Here is a 16380-nt window from a genome sequence, read left to right on the forward strand (position 1 = left end):
GCCTCGGCCGAGGCATCCGCCTCAGTGCTCGTCGTGCTTCGGGCCGCGCTCGAAGACGTCGGCGTCGAGCACGAGCTCGGCGGCCTCGGCCTCGTCGGTCACGACGTCTTCGCCCGCGGCGGCGGCCTTCTTCGCCTTCGAACGCTCGCGCAGGTAGTGCCAGAGCGTCACGAGGGCCGTGCCGCCGACCGCCGCCAGCAGGATGAGGTCGATGTACTCCTTGACGAAGTCGGCGATCGGCGGGATGAACCCGATCGCGTAGCCGAACATCGTGAGCCCGAAGCCCCAGATCACCGCGCCGATGAAGTTGTAGAGCGTGTACTTGCCCTTGTGCATGTGGCCGACGCCGGCGGCGACGGGCGTGAACGTGCGCACGATCGGCACGAAGCGCGCCAGGATCACGGCGAGGGCGCCGAACCGGTCGAAGAAGGCGTTCGTGCGTTCGACGTTCTTGACGCTGAACAGGCCCGACTCCTTCCGCTCGAAGATCGACGGGCCGGCCTTGTGGCCGATCAGGTAGCCGACCTCGCCGCCGACGAACGCCGCGAGCCCGATCAGCAGCGACACCCACCACACGTTCAGGCCGAACACGCCCTCGGGCGAGCCGGGCAGGGGGTGCGAGAGCAGCCCCGAGATGACGAGCAGCGTGTCGCCGGGCAGCAGGAACCCGATGAGCAGGCCCGTCTCGGCGAAGATGATGCCGCAGACGACGAGCAGCGCCCATGGCCCGGCGGCGCCGATGATCGTCTCGGGGTCGAGCCACGGGATGAGGGCGGTGTGGACCATTCGGAGGAGCTCCAGTCGTCGGAGCCCGGTGGTGACCGGGTCGGCGGGCGGCGAGGGTATGACGCGAGTCTACCGAGCGGCACCTGTGCGGGACATCCGACTGCAGGATGACTCGTGGCTCACCCCGCGGGGTGAGGCGCGATCACGCGGGCCCCTCGATCCGGTGCCGCGCTCAGGCGGCGAGCTCGTCGAAGATCGCGCCGTTCATGCGGAACGACGTGCGCACCTCGTCGATGAGCGCGTCGACCTGCTCGGGCGAGAGGGCGAGCGCGTTCATGGCCTCGCGGTAGCCGCGCTTGTAGCGCACGACGCCGTCGGCGGCGATGTCGAACCGGTAGAACCCGAGCTGCGCCTCGGTCGCGCCGTAGTGGCGGGCGACGAGACGGGCGATGGCCTGGCCGCCGGAGAGGTCGCCGAGGTAACGCGTGTAGTGGTGCGCGAGGTAGCGCACGTCGTCGTCGGCGAGCCCGCGCAGGTGCGCCGCGTACTCGGCGGTCGCGGCGAGCGGCGGGTGGGCCTCGCGCCAGTCGGCGGCGCCGAGCGCGGCGAGGTCGGCCTCGATGGCGGCGAGGCGGGCGAGCTCGGGGTCGAAGACGGCGGGGTCGCCGGGGCGGATGCCTCGGGCCTCGAGCGCCTCGTAGACCCAGGCGAACTGGGCGAGGTAGCGGGTGTAGTCGTCGAGCGAGAGCTCGCCGCCCATGAGCGCCGTGATGAACCCGCGCGACTCGGTCGCCCGGTGGTCGTCGGCCGAGGCGGCGCGCACGAGCGCGGCGACGTCGAGCGGTTCGGCGGCGGTCGACGGCGTGGGCTGTGCGGTGGTGGTCGTCGACATGGCGGCCTTTCGGGAGGTGCTCGGGTGAGGTTAGGTTTACCTTACCGTGCGGGGTTCGGGAATGGGAGTCGGATGTCGGTGGCGCGGCGTAGCGTGACCGCATGCGCTACGGATTCATCTACCCCGGCAGCGATCCGGTCGTCGCGATCGAGCTCGCCGAGCTCGCCGAGCGGCACGGCTGGCACGGCTTCTTCGTGTGGGAGGGCATCTGGGCGACCGACCCCTGGTCGGTGCTCGCCGCGGCCGCCATGCGCACCGAATCGCTGCGGCTGGGCACGATGCTCACGCCGGTGCCGAGGCGCCGGGTGTGGGAGCTCGCCGGGCAGACGATGACCGTCGACCGCCTCTCCGGCGGCCGGGTCATCCTGTCGGCTGGGCTCGGCGTCGCCGAAGACGCGGAGGATCGCTTCTGGATCTTCGAGCACGATCCCGGCCGCCGGGTGCGCGCGGCCCAGCTCGACGAGGCGCTCGAGCTGCTGCCGAAGCTCTGGCGCGGCGAGCCGTTCGAGTTCGAGGGCGAGTTCACGACCGTGCGCCGCACCGATCGCATGCTGCCGTTGCCGCCCGTGCAGCGGCCCGGCATCCCCATCTGGGCGGTCGGGCTCTGGCCCCGGCCGAAGTCGATGCGTCGCGTCGCGCGTCTCGACGGCTGGCTGCCGAACTACGCCCCGACGGGCGACGGCGCTGCCGGGCCCGACGCGCAGCGCGAGCTGTTCACCCCCGAGATCGGCGCCGAGGCGATGGACTGGCTCCGCGCCGAGCGCGAACGCATCGGACTGGCCGACGAGCCGTTCGACTGGGTGCAGGAGGGCACGACCGCCGGAGTCGACGCGGTCGCCGACGCGGCGGTCGTGCGCCCGTGGGCCGAGGCCGGTGCGACGTGGTGGCTCGACACCGACTGGTCGGTGCCGGCCGAGCGCATCGAGCAGTACTCGCGTGAACGCCTCGCGGCGGGGCCGCCGGTCATCGACCGGTGACACGGAGTCGGCCCGGGCTCGCGTCGATCTCGAGAGCCCGGGCCGCTATCCCCTGATCCCGGTGACCGAACCACCGGGGTGTGTCGTCCCTACGACTCCCTCAGCAGAACATAGGCGCCCGGCCTGTCGCGAGGGGTTGACGCGGGCCCGGGTCTCGTGCAGACGACCGTTCGGCGAGGGGCGTCGGCCTCGACGGAATCGGCTCGTCGGGCTCGAATCGCCGTCGACGCGTTCCAGTGCGGAAGGTGGGACTTGAACCCACACGCCCGAAGGCACAGGAACCTAAATCCTGCGTGTCTGCCGATTTCACCACTCCCGCGAGTGCCCGTTCAGTCTATGCGCGTGCGTTCTCACTGTCGGTCGCGGCGGCGGGTCCGACCGACGCCCCGTCCCATGCCCGGCGCGGCCGGAGCAGCAGGAGCGCGGCGGTGACGAGCACCGTTCCCGTGATCGCGAGCTGCAGGTCGAGGAACCACTGCATGACGAGGAACGGCGGCACGATCGCGAGCACGGTCGCGATGCCGGTGGCGAACGGCGACGGGGCGATCCGGCCGGCGGGGATCGCGGTCGGCATCCGCTCGAAGCGCACGAGCAGCGGCGCGATCGCGAACACGACCGCGAGCACGACGACGAACATGATCGGCCGGGTGAGCCACCAGGCGGCACTGCCCGGCTCGGGCGCGGCGCCCGGCACGAGGAGCGAGAGGCCTTCGACGGCGATGATGACCGGCAGGTGCCAGAGGTACACGGTCATCGCGCGACTGCCGACGAGGTAGACGACGGACTGCGCGGCGCGCCGTCGCATGAGCGCGTCGAGCGGACGGTGCAGGGCGCTCAGCAGGCTGATCTGCGCGATGCCGAGCAGCATGAGCGGCACGGTCGGCGGGTTGAGGTTCACGAGCATGTCGGGGGAGTACCAGCCGGCGGCGACGAGCGGCCAGATGATGAGGTACGCCGCGGCGGCGAGCCCGACGAGCGTCACGATGCGGCGGCGCCGGAACCATCCGTCGGCGTACCAGAAGCCGAGCTGCTGCACGAAGAGCCAGACGAAGAGCAGGTTCAGGAGGCCGATCTCGGTCACGCCCGTCGCGATGCGAACGGCGTCGACGGCGACCGCGCCCGCGGCGAGCACCCCGAGCGTGGCTCTCGGCACGCGAGCGTGCAGCCGAGTCATCCACGGCACCGCGCACTGGGCGATGAGGAACGCGGCGAGGAACCAGAGCGGCGAGCCCGCGCCGGTCGCGACCGTGTCGAGGAGCGGCGGATCGACCCCCGCGAGGGTCGCCGCACCGAGCACGACCGTGAAGAACGCGAACAGCGGCAGCGACGGGCCGCCGAGTCGCAGCACCCGGCCGCGCACGAAGGCCGTCGCGTCACCGCCCCGCCGGCTCAGGCTGCGCCACGCCGCGAGCGCGGTGAAGCCGCCGACCGCGAAGAAGAGGGGCATGACCTGCCCGATCCACGTCGTGGCGGCGAACCAGGGCTGCGCCTCGAGCGGGCGCGACACGACGAGCGACCCGTCCGGGGCGTAGCCGACCCCGATCATCAGCAGGTGGATGACGACCACGAGCAGGATGCAGGCGACCCGGGCGAGGTCGACGACGAGGTCGCGCGAGGCGAGGGCTGCGGCCCGTGCGCCGTCTGCGGGTGACGATCGCGGCGTTGCGGTCATGGGGGCTCGGGCTCCTCGTCGCTCGGTCGGGGCGGGCGAGCCGAGCCTAGCAACGCCGCGACGCCCCGCCACGGAGGGTGTGGAAGGGCGTCGCGGTGTGCTGCCGACGGGTGTTGGGGTCAGTCGTTCGGGCCGGTGTGCCGGGTGCCGCCCGACGCTGTCGCGTCGTGGCCGAACAGCATGCGCGCGAGCACGAGCATCATGACGATGAACGCCCCGACGACGGGCAGTGGTGCCCACCACCAGCCGACGGTGAAGCCGAGCACCGGCACGAGCGCGAACGCGGTGAGCCAGATGACGGCGGTGTAGATGCCGAAGCGAGCGGCGGCCGCCGGGTCCTGCTCGAAGCGGTTGCCGACCTCGACGGCGTCGCGCTGCATCGCGACGACCCACGGCTTGTGCCGGTTGGTCTGCGTCGCGCCGAGCGCGCTCAGCACCGCGATCGCGGCGACCGCGAGCACCGCGGCGAGCACGAGCCAGACGAGCTCGAGCCGCCAGACGACGACGGCGGCGAAGCCGAGCGACGCGACGAGGGTGCCCGTCGCGGCGCCGAACGCGACGGCGCGGCCGGTCGGCAGCGGGTAGTTCGTCGTCGTCTCCTGGCGCAGGGCGTCGGCAGTGATGACGCCGATCGCGAGCCCGAGCACGGCGTCGATCGCGATGAGCCGGCCGGCTGCGAGCGGCATGAGCGGCGTGAGTCCGAGCACGAGCGCGACGAGCGCACCGGCCGCGACGATCGAGAGCACGACGGTCCGCACGACGAAGGCCGGCTTCGGTCGCACCCGGTGACGCAGGGCGAACTCGCTCGCCGAAGCGGCGCGGCTGCCGCTCGTCGACGGGCCGGCGCCTGCGGTGCGGGCGGCACCGGCCGAGGCATCCGCCCCGTCGCCCGTCGCCGCCGCGACGAGCTCTCGCACGTCGCCGAGCTCGTCGACGGCCCGGCGCGCCGCCTCGGCGGGGGAGGCGCCGGCGACCTCGAGCTCGGCGACCCGCGAGAGCAGGTTGTCGCGGATCTCCTCCTTCAGGTCTTGCGCCTCGGGGGTGGGGTCGATGCCCGCGAAGGCCTCGTCGAGGAGGCGGTGCACCTCGGTCGAGGTGCGCGGGCTGGGGCTGTTCTCGCTCATCGCAGGGAGCCTTTCGTGTTCGCCGGCGCCGCCTGGCTGCCGAGCAGGGAGTCGATGATGGTGCGGGTGGCGACCCAGCTCGCCACGTTCTGGCGGAAGGCCGCGCGGCCCGCGTCGGTGATGCGGTAGTACTTGCGGCGGCCGCCCTGCGACTCGTCGCCCCAGTAGGCCTCGGCGAGGCCGTCGCGCACGAGCCGGCGGTAGCTGGCGTAGAGGGTGGCTTCCTTGATCTCGTAGCCGCCGCCGGTCGCGTCGCGGATGTGCTTGTAGATCTCGAAGCCGTAGCTGTCGTGCTCGCGCAGCACGCCGAGCACGATCGTGTCGGTGTGCCCGCGCAGCAGGTCGGCCGCGAACGCGTCGCCGGATGCCGCTGAATCTTGGATCATGTTGAGTACTGTAACAGATCAAGTACCTAATGTGAACAATTCGGATGTCGCACGACGGTGCCGGCGGTCCGGCGGATGCCCTCGCTGCCGGTGCTGTGGATAACTTCGGGGCGGCTTCCGGCTCCGCCCGCATGATGGATGCCATGTCCGACGCCGTCCGCACCATCTCCGAGCGCGTGCGGGCGCGGGTGCTGCGCGACGGCGTCGACCTCGCCAAGGCCGACGACGTCGCCGCCCGGTACGCCCACGAAGAGGTGCGGCGGTACAGCGAGCGAGCGCTCGCCGGCGCGCACACGGGCCTCGCCGACGAGGTCGGCACCGCGCGCGAAGTCGTCGCCGCACTCACCGGGTACGGGGCGCTGCAGCCGTTCTTCGACGACGACTCGGTCGAGGAGATCTGGATCAACGGGCCCGCGCGGGTGTTCGTCGCGCGCGGCGGCGTCGCCGAGCTCACGGGCGTCGTGCTGCGCGATCGCGAGGTGCGCGAGCTCGTCGAACGCATGCTCGCGCATACCGGTCGCCGAGTCGACCTCAGTTCGCCGTTCGTCGACGCCTCGCTGCCCGACGGGTCGCGCCTGCACGTCGCCATTCCCGACGTCGCGAGGGATCACTGGGCGGTCAACATCCGGAAGTTCCAGCGGCGCATCAAGTCGCTCGCGACGCTCGTCGAGCTCGGCTCGCTCACGGTGCAGGCGTCGGAGTACCTGCGCATGTCGGTGCTCGCCGGGGCGAACATCCTCGTGTCGGGCGCGACGCACACCGGCAAGACCACGATGCTGAACGCCCTCATGTCGAGCGCCCGGCCGGGGGACCGCGTGGTCACCGTCGAGGAGACCTTCGAACTCGACCTCGAGGTGCGCGACCTCGTCGCCCTCCAGTGCCGACAGCCGAACCTCGAGGGCACGGGTGAGATCACCCTGCGGCGGCTCATCAAAGAGGCGCTGCGAATGCGACCCGACCGCCTGATCGTCGGCGAAGTGCGCGAAGCCGAGAGCCTCGACCTGCTCATCGCATTGAACTCGGGCCTCCCCGGCATGTGCACGATCCATGCGAACTCCGCGCGCGACGCGCTCGCGAAGCTGTGCACCCTGCCGCTGCTCGCGGGCCGCAACATCGACGCCGCCTTCGTCGTGCCCACCGTGGCGAGCTGCATCGACGTCGTCGTGCACCTGACCATCGATCGCGACGGCAACCGGCGCGTCGCCGAGATCGTCGCGCCGACGGGCACGACCACCGGGGCGAGCGTCGACGCCGAGGCCATCTTCGCGTCGATCGGCGGGGAGCTCCGTCCGACCGGGGCACGCCCGGCGCGCCTCGAGAAGTTCGCGACTCGCGGCCTCGACCCCGAGCACGTGCTGGGGGTGGTCGTGTGAGCCTCGTGCTCGGCGCCCTGCTGGGCCTCGGCGTCCTCCTCATCGCCGCGCCGATGCTCTGGCCCCGGACCGCGAGGCCGGCGAAGTCGCGCGGGGCGCTCGATCGAGTGCGCGGCGAGTTGGCCCTCGCCGGGCTCGGGGGCGTGCCACTGCCGGTCGTGATCGCCGTCTGCGTCGCGCTCGCGTTCGTGGGCGGGGCACTCGTGCAAGCGGTCTTCGGCATCCCGTTCCTGAGCGCGATCGGCGCGGTGCTCGGCGGAGGACTCGTCCCGGTCATCGTCCGCGGTCGGGCCTCCCGACGCCGGGCCGCGAATCGAGCGGTCTGGCCCGATGCGGTCGATCACCTGGTCGCCTCGGTGCGAGCGGGCATGTCGTTGCCCGACAGCCTCGGAGCCCTCGCCGAGCTCGGGCCGGCGCCGACCCGGGCTGCATTCGCCGCGTTCGACCGCGAGTACCGTCGGACCGCCAACTTCTCGCTGTGCCTCGACGGACTCAAGGCGGAGCTCGCCGATCCGGTCGCGGACCGGATCATCGAGACATTGCGCATGGCCCGCGAGGTCGGCGGCAGCGACGTGACGGCCGTGCTGCGGGCGCTCGCCGGCTACCTGCGCGAAGACGCGGCACTGCGCGCCGAGGTGGTCTCCCGGCAGTCGTGGATCCGCAACGCCGCCCGACTGGGGGTCGCGGCCCCCTGGCTGCTGCTGCTCGTGCTGGCCTCGCGGCACGAGGCGATCGTCGCCTACGACAGTCCGGCCGGCGCCGCGCTCATCCTCGTCGGCCTCGGCGTCACGATCGTCGCCTATCGCGCGATGATCGCGCTCGGTCGCCTCCCCGAGGAGCGCCGATGGTTCAACTGACGACGGTCGGCGCCCTGAGCGTTGCACTCGGCGTCGCGGCGGGGCTCGGCCTGTGGCTGATGATCTCCGCGGTACCGCGCATCGGCCGACCGCGGCTCGCCGAGCGCGTCGCGCCGTACGTCGCCGACCTCTCAGCCGAGGCGCGGGCGATGCTCGCCCGCCGCCCGGCTGACCCGGGTCCGGTTCTGGGCGCGATCGCGGCGCCGGCACTGCAGTGGTTGCGGAACCTGCTGTCGACGTGGCTCGGCGGCAACGATCTCGTGGCGAAGCGCCTCAGGCAGGCGGGCTCGGGCATCTCCGTCGAGCGGTTCCGCGGTGAGCAGCTGGCATGGGCGGCGGGCGGCCTGGTCGTCGGCGCCGTCCTCGTCGTCGCGGCACCCGGATTCGCGACGATGCCCGCCACCGTGCGCCTCGCCGCGCCCGTGCTCGCCGCCGCCCTCGGCGCCCTCGCACGCGACTGGATGCTGCAGCGCAGCGCGAAACGGCGCCTCGCCCGCATCTCGTCCGAACTCGCGACGGTGCTCGAATTCCTCACGCTGAGCCTCACCGCCGGCGAGGGCATGCTCGACGCGCTCCGTCGCATCGCCGCGGCCGGCACGGGCGACCTGCCGACCGAGTTCGGGCGGGTCGTGACGACCGTCGGCACCGGCGTCCCGCTCGCGACGGCGCTCGCCGACCTGCGCGACGGCCTCGACCACGCGGCGCTCTCGCGCGCACTCGACCAGGTGCTCGGCGCGCTCGAGCGCGGGGCGCCCCTCGCGGCCGTGCTGCGGGCGCAGGCGGGTGACGCCCGCGAGGCCGCGAAGCGCACGATCATCGAGACGGCCGGCCGAAAGGAGATCGCGATGCTCGTGCCGCTGATCTTCCTCATCCTCCCCGTCACGATCGCCTTCGCCCTCTTCCCCGGCTATCTCGTACTGCAGGCGGGCTTCTGATGCCCGACGAAGAAAGGAACTCCCATGCGACAGCTGATCAAGCGCCGGCTCCTCGACGAACGCGGGGATGTGCCGGGCTGGGTGCTCATCACCCTGATGACCGCCGGGCTCGTGATCGTCATCTGGGGTCTCGCGGGCCCCGCGCTGAGCGACGTGTTCAACCAGGCGATCGACCGGGTGCTCGGCATCTGAGGCAGGGGCAGCACGGTCGGCTGCGTGCGCGGCTCGCGGACGAACGCGGCTCGGCGGTCGCCGAGTTCACCCTGGTCGGCGTGCTCGTCACCGTCCTCGCGCTCGCCGTGGTGCAGCTGGCGCTCGCGCTCCACGTGCGCAACACGGTGCTCGACGCAGCCGCGGAGGGCGCGCGATACGCGGCGCTCGCCGGATCGAGCGACGTCGACGGGGTCCTCCGCACGCGCGAGCTCATCTCGGCGGCGATCTCGAGCGACTACGCCGGCGATGTGCGCGCCGAGCGCACGACGGTCGGCGGCATACCGGTCGTCGCGATCACGGTTCGGGCGACACTGCCCGTCGTCGGCCTGCTCGGTCCCGACCGAGGCCTGGAGGTGACCGGGCATGCCGCGGTCGAACGCATCGGGTGAACGACGCAGCGGCGACGGCGAGCGCGGTTCGGCCTCGCTCGAGTTCCTCACCGTCGGGATGCTGCTGCTCGTACCGCTCGTCTACCTGGTGCTCGCGATCGCGGCGGTGCAGGGCGGTGCCCTCGCCGTCGAGGGCGCGGCCCGGCAAGCCGCCCGCGTCGCCGTGGAGGCCGGTGATCGGGCCGCTGCTGAGGCGGCCGTCGAACGCACGGTCGCGGTCGCGCTCGCCGACTACGGAATCGACGCGGGCGATGCAACCGTCGAGCTCGACTGCCAGGCCGACGACTGCGCCGCCCGAGGCAGCCGGATCAGCGTCGCGGTCCGCGCGACCGTCAGGCTTCCGCTCGTGCCCGATGTGCTCGACCTCGAGCGGGTCGGCAGCGTGACGCTCGACGCGAGCGCGACGCAGACGGTGTCGCGATTCGCCGGAGGCCCGTCGTGAACCGCCTCGTCGCGCGGGCGAGCGGGGACGCGTCGGTCGGTGCGGAAGACGGGGCGGACGGCGAGCGCGGATCGACGATGCTCCTGACGATCTTCTTCTGCGCGCTCGGGCTCGCCCTCGTGCTCGTGGTGGCCTCGGCCACCTCGCTCTACCTCGACCGCAAGCGGCTCTTCACCCTGGCCGACGGTGCCGCGCTCGCCGGGGCCGAGGTCTGGGATCTCGAGGAGGTGCGTGTCGATGGCGCTGCGCTCTCGATCGAACTCGACGACGCCGGGGTGCGACGGGCGGCCGGCGAGTACCTCGGCGACGCCGTGCACGAACTCGACGACGTCGAGCTCATCGAGGCGACGTCGGCCGACGGTCGCACCGCGACCGTGACGCTGCGAGCGGTCTGGCATGCCCCGATCTCGACCGACCTCGTGCCCGTCCGCGTCCCGATCGAGGTCACGGCGACGGCGCGATCGGTGTTCCACTGATGTCCGGTAGGGCGGCCGCCGTGCCGAGCCGGCGGGAATGCACGGGCCCGCCGGCTGATTGACTGGGAGTATGACGATCGAGATCAACGACCACTTCGCCCGCATCCTCAACGCGCCCGTGTTCGCCTTCCTCGGCACCACGCGCCCGAACGGCGAGGTGCAGATCAACCCGATGTGGTTCGAGTTCGACGCCGACTCGCAGACGATCCGCTTCACGCACACGACGAAGCGTGCGAAGTTCCGCAACCTGCAGCAGAACCCGGCCATGACGCTCGCGATGACCGACCCCGAGAACGCGCACAAGTACGTCGAGGTGCGCGGAACGCTCACCGAAGTCATTCCCGACCCCGAGGGCGACTTCTACGTGCGACTCGGGCAGCGCTACGGCGACCCCGAGACCGAGTCGCCCGCCGACCGCGCCGACCGCGTCATCCTCGTCATGCAGCTCGAGAAGGTCAACGGCCGCTGATCCGTCGCTGCGGCTACCGCCGCGTGCGTCCCGGGGTGCTTTTCGGCAACTTCGGCCCGCCCGGGCTCCTGAACTTGCGGAAATGCACCCCCGGAATGCTTGCTCGAGTGCGGGCGCGGCAGCGTTCGCGGCCTCACCGCAGTCGCCGCGGCACGTACTTCGGGATGTACCGCCACAGCACGCCCGCGCCGATCAGCCCGACGATGCCCATCGTCGCGCTCGCGGCCATGATCGAAACGAGCGACGTCACTCCCGCCACGACGAGCGGCGCGACCGCCTGACCGGCGTCGCCGATCGTGCGGTAGCCGGCGAGGAACGGCGCCGGGTTCGCTTTCGGCGCGAGGTCGGCGCCGAGCGTCAGGATCACCCCGCTCGACAGCCCGTTCGCGATGCCGAACAGCAGCGCGACCGCCGTGAACCACGCCGCGGCCGCAGGAACGTCGTGCGTGAACGCGAGTACGAGGTGCCCGACCGCGAGGCCGAGCAGCCCCGGAATGGCGCTCCACATGCGGCCGAACCGGTCCATCACCTGGCCGCTCACGTAGAACAGCGCGAAGTCGATCGTCGCCGAGATGCCGATCACGAGCGCCGCCTGTTCGGGCGGCATGCCGATCGACACCGCCCACAGCGGCAGGATCATCGTGCGGCTCGCGCGCAGCGCGGCGAGGATGCCGATGCCCGTGCCGATGCGGGCGAGCACCTCGCGGTGCACGACGATCGCGCGGAACACGCCGTGCGAGGCGGCCGCCGCCTCGGCCTCGCCGTCGGTGCGGGCCGGCTCGCCGTCTGCGGCGGCCTCCACCGGTCGAGCGGATGCCTCGCGCGCGAGCCGCGCGGCGCCGAACGCCTGCTCGGGGTCGGGCAGCAGCACGAGCACCACGACGACCGCGAAGCAGCTCGCGACGAGCACCCAGAACACCGGCTCCGACGACCCCGCGACCGCGATGATCGCCGCCGCGATGAACGGGCCGATCGCCCAGCCCGCGCGGAACACGCCCGCGAGGGTCGAGAGCGCGCGGGCGCGCACCCGCTCCGGCACGTAGCTCGTGAGGAACGCGTGGCGGGCGAGCCCGAACACCGCCGTCGCGAGCCCGAGCAGGAAGACCCCGACCCCGAGCGCGAACGTCGTGGGCGACGCGAGCGCGACGAGCACCCCCGTGACCGCGAGCAGGGCGGCGCCGATCATGGCGTTGCGCTCGCCGATGCGTGCGACGACCCACCCGGCCGGCAGGTCGCCGACGAGCTCGCCGACCATGAGCATCGCGGCGATGAGCCCGGCGAGGGCGAGCGAGGCGCCCCGTTCGGTCGCGACGACCGGGATGACGGGGATGATCGCACCCTCGCCGAGCGAGAAGAGCAGGGTCGGCAGATAGGCCGGGAGGATGATGCCGCGCCACGAGAACGGGGTGGCGGAGACGGTCATCATCGGTTCGACGCTACACCCGCAGCACGGGTCGAAACGCCCGGTGTCGACCGGCCCGACCCACCGCGCGATGGAGGGGCCCGGCCGTGCGGCCGGGCCCCTCGTTCATCTCACCGGGGGAGTGAGCTCAGCGCACGCCCTTCGCGGGCGCCGCCTCGAACGCGCGGTCGATCTCCTGCGAGAAGGTGTTGCCCGCGGCATCCTTCGCCGTCACCCGCAGGTCGACCCAGCCGCCCTTGTCGGACACCGGGATCTTCGTCGCGTAGCCGCTCACCCAGGCGCGGCTCTTGACGAAGACGTCGCCGTCGCCCTCGACCGCGCCCGTGGGGGCGTCGGTCTTCGCGGGCTTCAGCGCCACCTCGACCCAGTCGCCGCCGGCGGTGCGGGCCTCGAGCTTCGCCTCGGTGATGGCGCCGGCGGGCGCGGTGCCCGCGACGTGGCCGAGCTCGAGGCCGAGCGCGATGCCGGTGCCCTTGCGGCGGTCCGCGCCGGCCAGGTTCGACACGTCGACATCGAGGTCGTAGTACGCCTGGATCATCGGCAGCAGCCGGTTGGTCCAGTCACCGAGCTTGCCCTCCGACGTGAAGGTCCAGTCGCTCACCGTCTTCGTCGAGCCCGCGAGGTGGCTGCCGTCGTGGGTCGCGGTGCTGACCACGCGCCACTGCTGCTCGCCGTCGGGCAGCTCGAAGACGTTCGCACCCTGGTGCTCGGCCTGCTTGATGAGCTCGCCGTCGAGGTAGATGTCGGTCGTCTGCTTCACGGTCGACGGCTCGATCCACGTCTCGAACGTGCCGGTGTGGTCGGCGCTGCCGCCGTCGGCCCAGCTGGGAACGTTGACCTGCGCGTAGTCCGAGACGCGGTAGGGCACCCAGAACCCGGTGGCGACGTACGGGCGCACGATGCCGCCGAAGTACTCGGCCGAGGTGCGCTCGCCGGGCTCGTACGTGTGCTGGATGTCGCGGATCTCCCACATCACCGACATGACGGCGACCCACTGGTTCCAGCGCAGTCCCTCGGTGTTGACCCATTCGGTGCGGTCCATGCCGCGCTGGGCGATCATCGGGAAGCCGCTGCCGTACTGGGCGCCCGGCACGAAGTCGTACCGGAACTCGCCGAGCCCCTCCTGCTGCCCGTGGAAGCGGGTGTCGATGCGGGCGAGGTCCTTCTTCGAGTGGGTGTACGCGAGGTCCGACGGGATCTCGCCGTCGCCGTGCTCGGCGATGTCGTACACGACGTCGGAGTAGTGCGTGCCGATCGCGGAGACCGTGACCTTCTTCTTCGCGAGCTGCGCGACCAGTTCGCGCCCCTCGACGCCGCTGATCGCCGCGACGGGGATCGTGAGCTCCGAGAAATCGGTCTCGGAGCCGACCCAGGCGTTGAACTCGGCGTCGGCGTCGTTCGCGAGGATGAGCAGCTTCACGCCCGCGGCGACCGCGTCGGCGGCCTGCTGCGAGGCCGAGCGGTCGGGAGTACGCGTCACGACGGCGACCTTGCCGGCCGCGCCCGCGGCTGCGAGCTCGTCGGGGGTGCCGGTGCCGGCGTCGACCGCCGTGGCCTTGATCGAGCCGTCGATCAGGGCGGACCCGCCGGGCACGATCACGTCGAGCTGCTGCTTGCCGGCGGTCACCGCGAGGAACGGCTTCTGCAGGCGCCCGCGGGTCGTGAAGTCGAAGTCGGCGTCGTCGACGGTCATCGGCTGCGCCCACATCTCGTCGGTCCAGATCGGCATCATCGCGCTCGCGAGGAAGTCGTCGACCTTCATGTCCATGCGACGGAACACCGGGTCGAGGCCGTCTTCGCCGACGTCGAGGGTGACCTGCTTCGTGGTGCGGGCATCGAGCGCGACGGCGGTGTCCTCGTCGAGGTGGATCGTCGGCTCGCCGACCATGACGCTCGCGAGCGTGTCGGGCGTGCGCTGCAGCTCCATGAAGGTCATGAGCGTGTAGTCGCCCTTCAGGAGACGCAGCGTCGTCTCGCCGTCGACCCACACGGGCTCGGCGAACTGTGTCGCGGGGTTCCACAGGTAGGCGTAGGTCGCCGTCGGCTCGCCCTCGAAGTCGGTCGCCGTGATCGTGAGGTCGTAGCGCTCGGCCTCGGCGATGGTGCCGAGGGCGGTGCGCGCGACGGGAGTGCCGTCGACCGAGGCGACGAGCGCGCCCGAGAGCTGCGCGCCGGCGGGCACCTTGGCCGGGTCGACCGTCATCGACACCGAGCGGGTCTCGCCCGCCGGGATCGTGAGCGAGTCGGCGTCGATCGTGAGCGCGTCGTAGGCGATGCCGGCCGACAGCGGCCCGGGGTCGCCGCCCCCGTCACCGGGGGTGGTGTCGTTCAGCCCGGCCGACAGCGCGACCGTCACCTCGGCGTCGGTGCGGTTCGTGTACTCGACGGTGCGCGTCACGGGAGTCGGCTCCTCGCCCCACGCCAGCATGCCGAAGTCGCCCGAGCCCGACGCGATGACCGGCGCGTCGAGCGCGGCCTTCACGTCGATGAGGCCCGAGCCGCCCTGGTACGGGGTGTGCCCGAGGTCGGCGGCGGTGCTCGCGAGTGCCGCCTTCAACTGGGCGGTCGTGTAGTCGGGGTGCGCGCCGAGCAGGATGGCGGCGGCGCCCGCGACGTGCGGCGTCGCCATCGACGTGCCGCTCATCGTGATGTACGAGCCCTCGCCCCCGCTGTCGGCCGAGCGCGCCGCGGTGACGTCGCTGCCCGGGCCCGACACGTCGGGCTTCATGGTGCCCGAGCGGGTCAGCGGGCCCTGGCTCGTGAAGTACGAGAGCTCGCCGGTCGGGTCGACGACGGAGCCCACGGTGAACGCCTCGGCGGCGGAGCCGGGGGCACCGATGGTCTCGGGGGCCCCGGCGTTGCCGGCGGCGACGACGAAGAGCGCGCCGGTCTCCTCCGCGATCGTGTTGAGCGACTCGGCCATGAGGTCCGTGCCGTCGGAGGCCTCCATCGAGCCGAGGCTCATCGAAACGATGGGGGCGTTCTCGCCGGCCCACTCCATGGCCTCGATGATCCACGAGTCCTGGCCGTACCCGTCGTCGCCGAGCACCTTGCCGACGAGGAGGTCTGCGCCGTCGGCGACGCCGCGGTGGGCGCCGTCGCTCGCGGCGCCGGTGCCGGCGATCGTCGAGGCGACGTGGGTGCCGTGCCCGTGCGCGTCGGTCGCGACATCCGAGTCGGGCACGAAGCTCTTCGACTCGGGCAGGACGCGGCCCGCGAGGTCGGGGTGGGTGTCGTCGTAGCCCGTGTCGAGCACGGCCACGGTGACGCCCTCGCCGGTGAGGCCGTCGGCCCATGCCTCGGGCGCGTGGATGTACGGCACGCTCGAGTCGAGGGTCGCCTGCACCTTGCCGTCGAGGTGGATGGCCTCGATGCCGTCGGCGAGCGACGGCGCGGCGGACCTGCTGCGGGCCGACGGGCCGGACGCCGCGGTGAGCGCCTGCCAGGCCGACGCCGCGTCGGCGTGGCCGAGCGTGGCCGCGGCCCCGCCGACGCTCTCGAGCTGCGCCTGCACCTCGAGGCCCGGCACCGGAGCGGCGAAGGCGCGCGCGGTGGGGGCCGACTGCTCGACGATGATCGGGGTGGCGTCGACCGAGGCGTCGTCGTAGCCGAACTCGATGAGCTTCGTCACGTTGAACAGGTCGCCGTCGAGCGCTCCCGACGCGAGGTACGGCATCGCGGCCTGCGGCACGACGTGCAGGTCGCCGGCCGCCTCGTAGGTCTGCACGCCGGCGCCGTCGACGGCGGTGTCGACGGAGACGGTGTGCGTGCCGTCGGAGAGGTCGGTCACCGTGACGCGATCGCCGGTGATCAGCGTGACGGTGCTGGAGCCGCCGGCGGCCGCGGCGGCGTGGGGAACGCCGGCTGCAGGATCGGCGGCCGCCGGCAGCGATGCGAGGCCGACGCCTGCGATGCCGATCGCGAGGCCGCTCGTGGCGGCGGCGATCGGAAGCAGGCGGCGACCGAAGGGCTGGGGTCGTGACATGCGCGAGCCTCTCGGTGTAGGGAAATCGGTATCCCCACCTT

16 protein-coding genes and 1 tRNA gene are annotated in these 16380 nt (G+C 72.3%); 9 read left to right on the forward strand and 8 right to left on the reverse strand.

The window, feature by feature from the left end; genetic code table 11:
* Positions 1-21 precede the first annotated feature (21 nt).
* Both AC3RJ7_RS05480 and AC3RJ7_RS05485 read right to left on the reverse strand, forming a co-directional pair.
* On the reverse strand, positions 22-786 hold the full coding sequence (locus tag AC3RJ7_RS05480) for a DedA family protein (protein WP_491454803.1): 765 nt from the start codon (positions 784-786) through the stop codon (positions 22-24).
* Between the two features lie 172 nt (positions 787-958).
* Positions 959-1618 (reverse strand): biliverdin-producing heme oxygenase, encoded by a 660-nt coding sequence (locus AC3RJ7_RS05485; protein ID WP_491454804.1) that lies wholly within the window; start codon positions 1616-1618, stop codon positions 959-961.
* 101 nt (positions 1619-1719) lie between these two features.
* Here AC3RJ7_RS05485 and AC3RJ7_RS05490 point away from each other — a divergent pair, with 101 nt between their 5' ends.
* Positions 1720-2595 carry an LLM class flavin-dependent oxidoreductase gene (locus AC3RJ7_RS05490; protein WP_491454805.1) on the forward strand — a complete coding sequence of 292 codons (876 nt, stop codon included), beginning with the start codon at positions 1720-1722 and terminating at the stop codon, positions 2593-2595.
* A 237-nt stretch (positions 2596-2832) separates the two neighbouring features.
* Here the strand turns inward: AC3RJ7_RS05490 and AC3RJ7_RS05495 are convergent.
* The 4 genes from AC3RJ7_RS05495 to AC3RJ7_RS05510 all read right to left on the reverse strand — a co-directional run bounded on the left by AC3RJ7_RS05495 (position 2833) and on the right by AC3RJ7_RS05510 (position 5777).
* Positions 2833-2914: transfer RNA gene (locus AC3RJ7_RS05495), tRNA-Leu, on the reverse strand.
* A 15-nt stretch (positions 2915-2929) separates the two neighbouring features.
* Complete coding sequence (locus tag AC3RJ7_RS05500) at positions 2930-4267, reverse strand: acyltransferase family protein (protein WP_491454806.1); 1338 nt, start codon at positions 4265-4267, stop codon at positions 2930-2932.
* A gap of 119 nt (positions 4268-4386) precedes the next feature.
* The gene (locus AC3RJ7_RS05505; protein WP_491454807.1) at positions 4387-5391 is read right to left on the reverse strand and encodes a permease prefix domain 1-containing protein; all 1005 of its coding nucleotides are present in this window, start codon (positions 5389-5391) and stop codon (positions 4387-4389) included.
* The gene (locus AC3RJ7_RS05510; RefSeq protein ID WP_491428378.1) at positions 5388-5777 is read right to left on the reverse strand and encodes a PadR family transcriptional regulator; all 390 of its coding nucleotides are present in this window, start codon (positions 5775-5777) and stop codon (positions 5388-5390) included. Before AC3RJ7_RS05510 ends, AC3RJ7_RS05505 begins: the two co-directional genes overlap by 4 nt.
* 143 nt (positions 5778-5920) lie before the next feature.
* Here AC3RJ7_RS05510 and AC3RJ7_RS05515 point away from each other — a divergent pair, with 143 nt between their 5' ends.
* From AC3RJ7_RS05515 to AC3RJ7_RS05550, 8 genes are all read left to right on the forward strand, one after another.
* Complete coding sequence (locus tag AC3RJ7_RS05515; RefSeq protein ID WP_491454808.1) at positions 5921-7150, forward strand: TadA family conjugal transfer-associated ATPase; 1230 nt, start codon at positions 5921-5923, stop codon at positions 7148-7150.
* On the forward strand, positions 7147-8007 hold the full coding sequence (locus AC3RJ7_RS05520; protein WP_491454809.1) for a type II secretion system F family protein: 861 nt from the start codon (positions 7147-7149) through the stop codon (positions 8005-8007). The genes AC3RJ7_RS05515 and AC3RJ7_RS05520 overlap by 4 nt, the downstream gene beginning before the upstream one ends.
* A complete protein-coding gene (locus tag AC3RJ7_RS05525) occupies positions 7995-8942 on the forward strand; it encodes a type II secretion system F family protein (protein ID WP_491454810.1) in 948 nt (315 codons plus the stop codon). The genes AC3RJ7_RS05520 and AC3RJ7_RS05525 overlap by 13 nt, the downstream gene beginning before the upstream one ends.
* 24 nt (positions 8943-8966) lie before the next feature.
* The gene (locus AC3RJ7_RS05530; RefSeq protein WP_491454811.1) at positions 8967-9134 is read left to right on the forward strand and encodes a hypothetical protein; all 168 of its coding nucleotides are present in this window, start codon (positions 8967-8969) and stop codon (positions 9132-9134) included.
* Positions 9135-9154: 20 nt separating this feature from the next.
* A complete protein-coding gene (locus tag AC3RJ7_RS05535) occupies positions 9155-9544 on the forward strand; it encodes a TadE/TadG family type IV pilus assembly protein (protein ID WP_491455236.1) in 390 nt (129 codons plus the stop codon).
* Positions 9519-9986, forward strand: a complete 468-nt coding sequence (locus AC3RJ7_RS05540) for a hypothetical protein (RefSeq protein ID WP_491454812.1) — start codon at positions 9519-9521, stop codon at positions 9984-9986. Before AC3RJ7_RS05535 ends, AC3RJ7_RS05540 begins: the two co-directional genes overlap by 26 nt.
* The gene (locus AC3RJ7_RS05545; RefSeq protein WP_491454813.1) at positions 9983-10462 is read left to right on the forward strand and encodes a pilus assembly protein TadG-related protein; all 480 of its coding nucleotides are present in this window, start codon (positions 9983-9985) and stop codon (positions 10460-10462) included. The genes AC3RJ7_RS05540 and AC3RJ7_RS05545 overlap by 4 nt, the downstream gene beginning before the upstream one ends.
* Before the next feature lie 70 nt (positions 10463-10532).
* On the forward strand, positions 10533-10931 hold the full coding sequence (locus AC3RJ7_RS05550; protein WP_491454814.1) for a PPOX class F420-dependent oxidoreductase: 399 nt from the start codon (positions 10533-10535) through the stop codon (positions 10929-10931).
* Between the two features lie 133 nt (positions 10932-11064).
* Here AC3RJ7_RS05550 and AC3RJ7_RS05555 read toward each other — a convergent pair whose 3' ends face one another.
* A complete protein-coding gene (locus tag AC3RJ7_RS05555) occupies positions 11065-12357 on the reverse strand; it encodes an MFS transporter (protein WP_491454815.1) in 1293 nt (430 codons plus the stop codon).
* A 124-nt stretch (positions 12358-12481) separates the two neighbouring features.
* A complete protein-coding gene (locus AC3RJ7_RS05560) occupies positions 12482-16339 on the reverse strand; it encodes a S8 family peptidase (RefSeq protein WP_491454816.1) in 3858 nt (1285 codons plus the stop codon).
* Positions 16340-16380 lie beyond the last annotated feature (41 nt).

This window comes from Agromyces solani (genome assembly GCF_058349925.1).

Bases quoted from the DNA above. Each gene is read 5' to 3' on its own strand.
- AC3RJ7_RS05480 (WP_491454803.1), bottom strand. From the start codon at position 786: ATGGTCCACACCGCCCTCATCCCGTGGCTCGACCCCGAGACGATCATC.
- AC3RJ7_RS05485 (WP_491454804.1), bottom strand. From the start codon at position 1,618: ATGTCGACGACCACCACCGCACAGCCCACGCCGTCGACCGCCGCCGAA.
- AC3RJ7_RS05490 (WP_491454805.1), top strand. From the start codon at position 1,720: ATGCGCTACGGATTCATCTACCCCGGCAGCGATCCGGTCGTCGCGATC.
- AC3RJ7_RS05500 (WP_491454806.1), bottom strand. From the start codon at position 4,267: ATGACCGCAACGCCGCGATCGTCACCCGCAGACGGCGCACGGGCCGCA.
- AC3RJ7_RS05505 (WP_491454807.1), bottom strand. From the start codon at position 5,391: ATGAGCGAGAACAGCCCCAGCCCGCGCACCTCGACCGAGGTGCACCGC.
- AC3RJ7_RS05510 (WP_491428378.1), bottom strand. From the start codon at position 5,777: ATGATCCAAGATTCAGCGGCATCCGGCGACGCGTTCGCGGCCGACCTG.
- AC3RJ7_RS05515 (WP_491454808.1), top strand. From the start codon at position 5,921: ATGTCCGACGCCGTCCGCACCATCTCCGAGCGCGTGCGGGCGCGGGTG.
- AC3RJ7_RS05525 (WP_491454810.1), top strand. From the start codon at position 7,995: ATGGTTCAACTGACGACGGTCGGCGCCCTGAGCGTTGCACTCGGCGTC.
- AC3RJ7_RS05530 (WP_491454811.1), top strand. From the start codon at position 8,967: ATGCGACAGCTGATCAAGCGCCGGCTCCTCGACGAACGCGGGGATGTG.
- AC3RJ7_RS05540 (WP_491454812.1), top strand. From the start codon at position 9,519: ATGCCGCGGTCGAACGCATCGGGTGAACGACGCAGCGGCGACGGCGAG.
- AC3RJ7_RS05550 (WP_491454814.1), top strand. From the start codon at position 10,533: ATGACGATCGAGATCAACGACCACTTCGCCCGCATCCTCAACGCGCCC.
- AC3RJ7_RS05555 (WP_491454815.1), bottom strand. From the start codon at position 12,357: ATGATGACCGTCTCCGCCACCCCGTTCTCGTGGCGCGGCATCATCCTC.
- AC3RJ7_RS05560 (WP_491454816.1), bottom strand. From the start codon at position 16,339: ATGTCACGACCCCAGCCCTTCGGTCGCCGCCTGCTTCCGATCGCCGCC.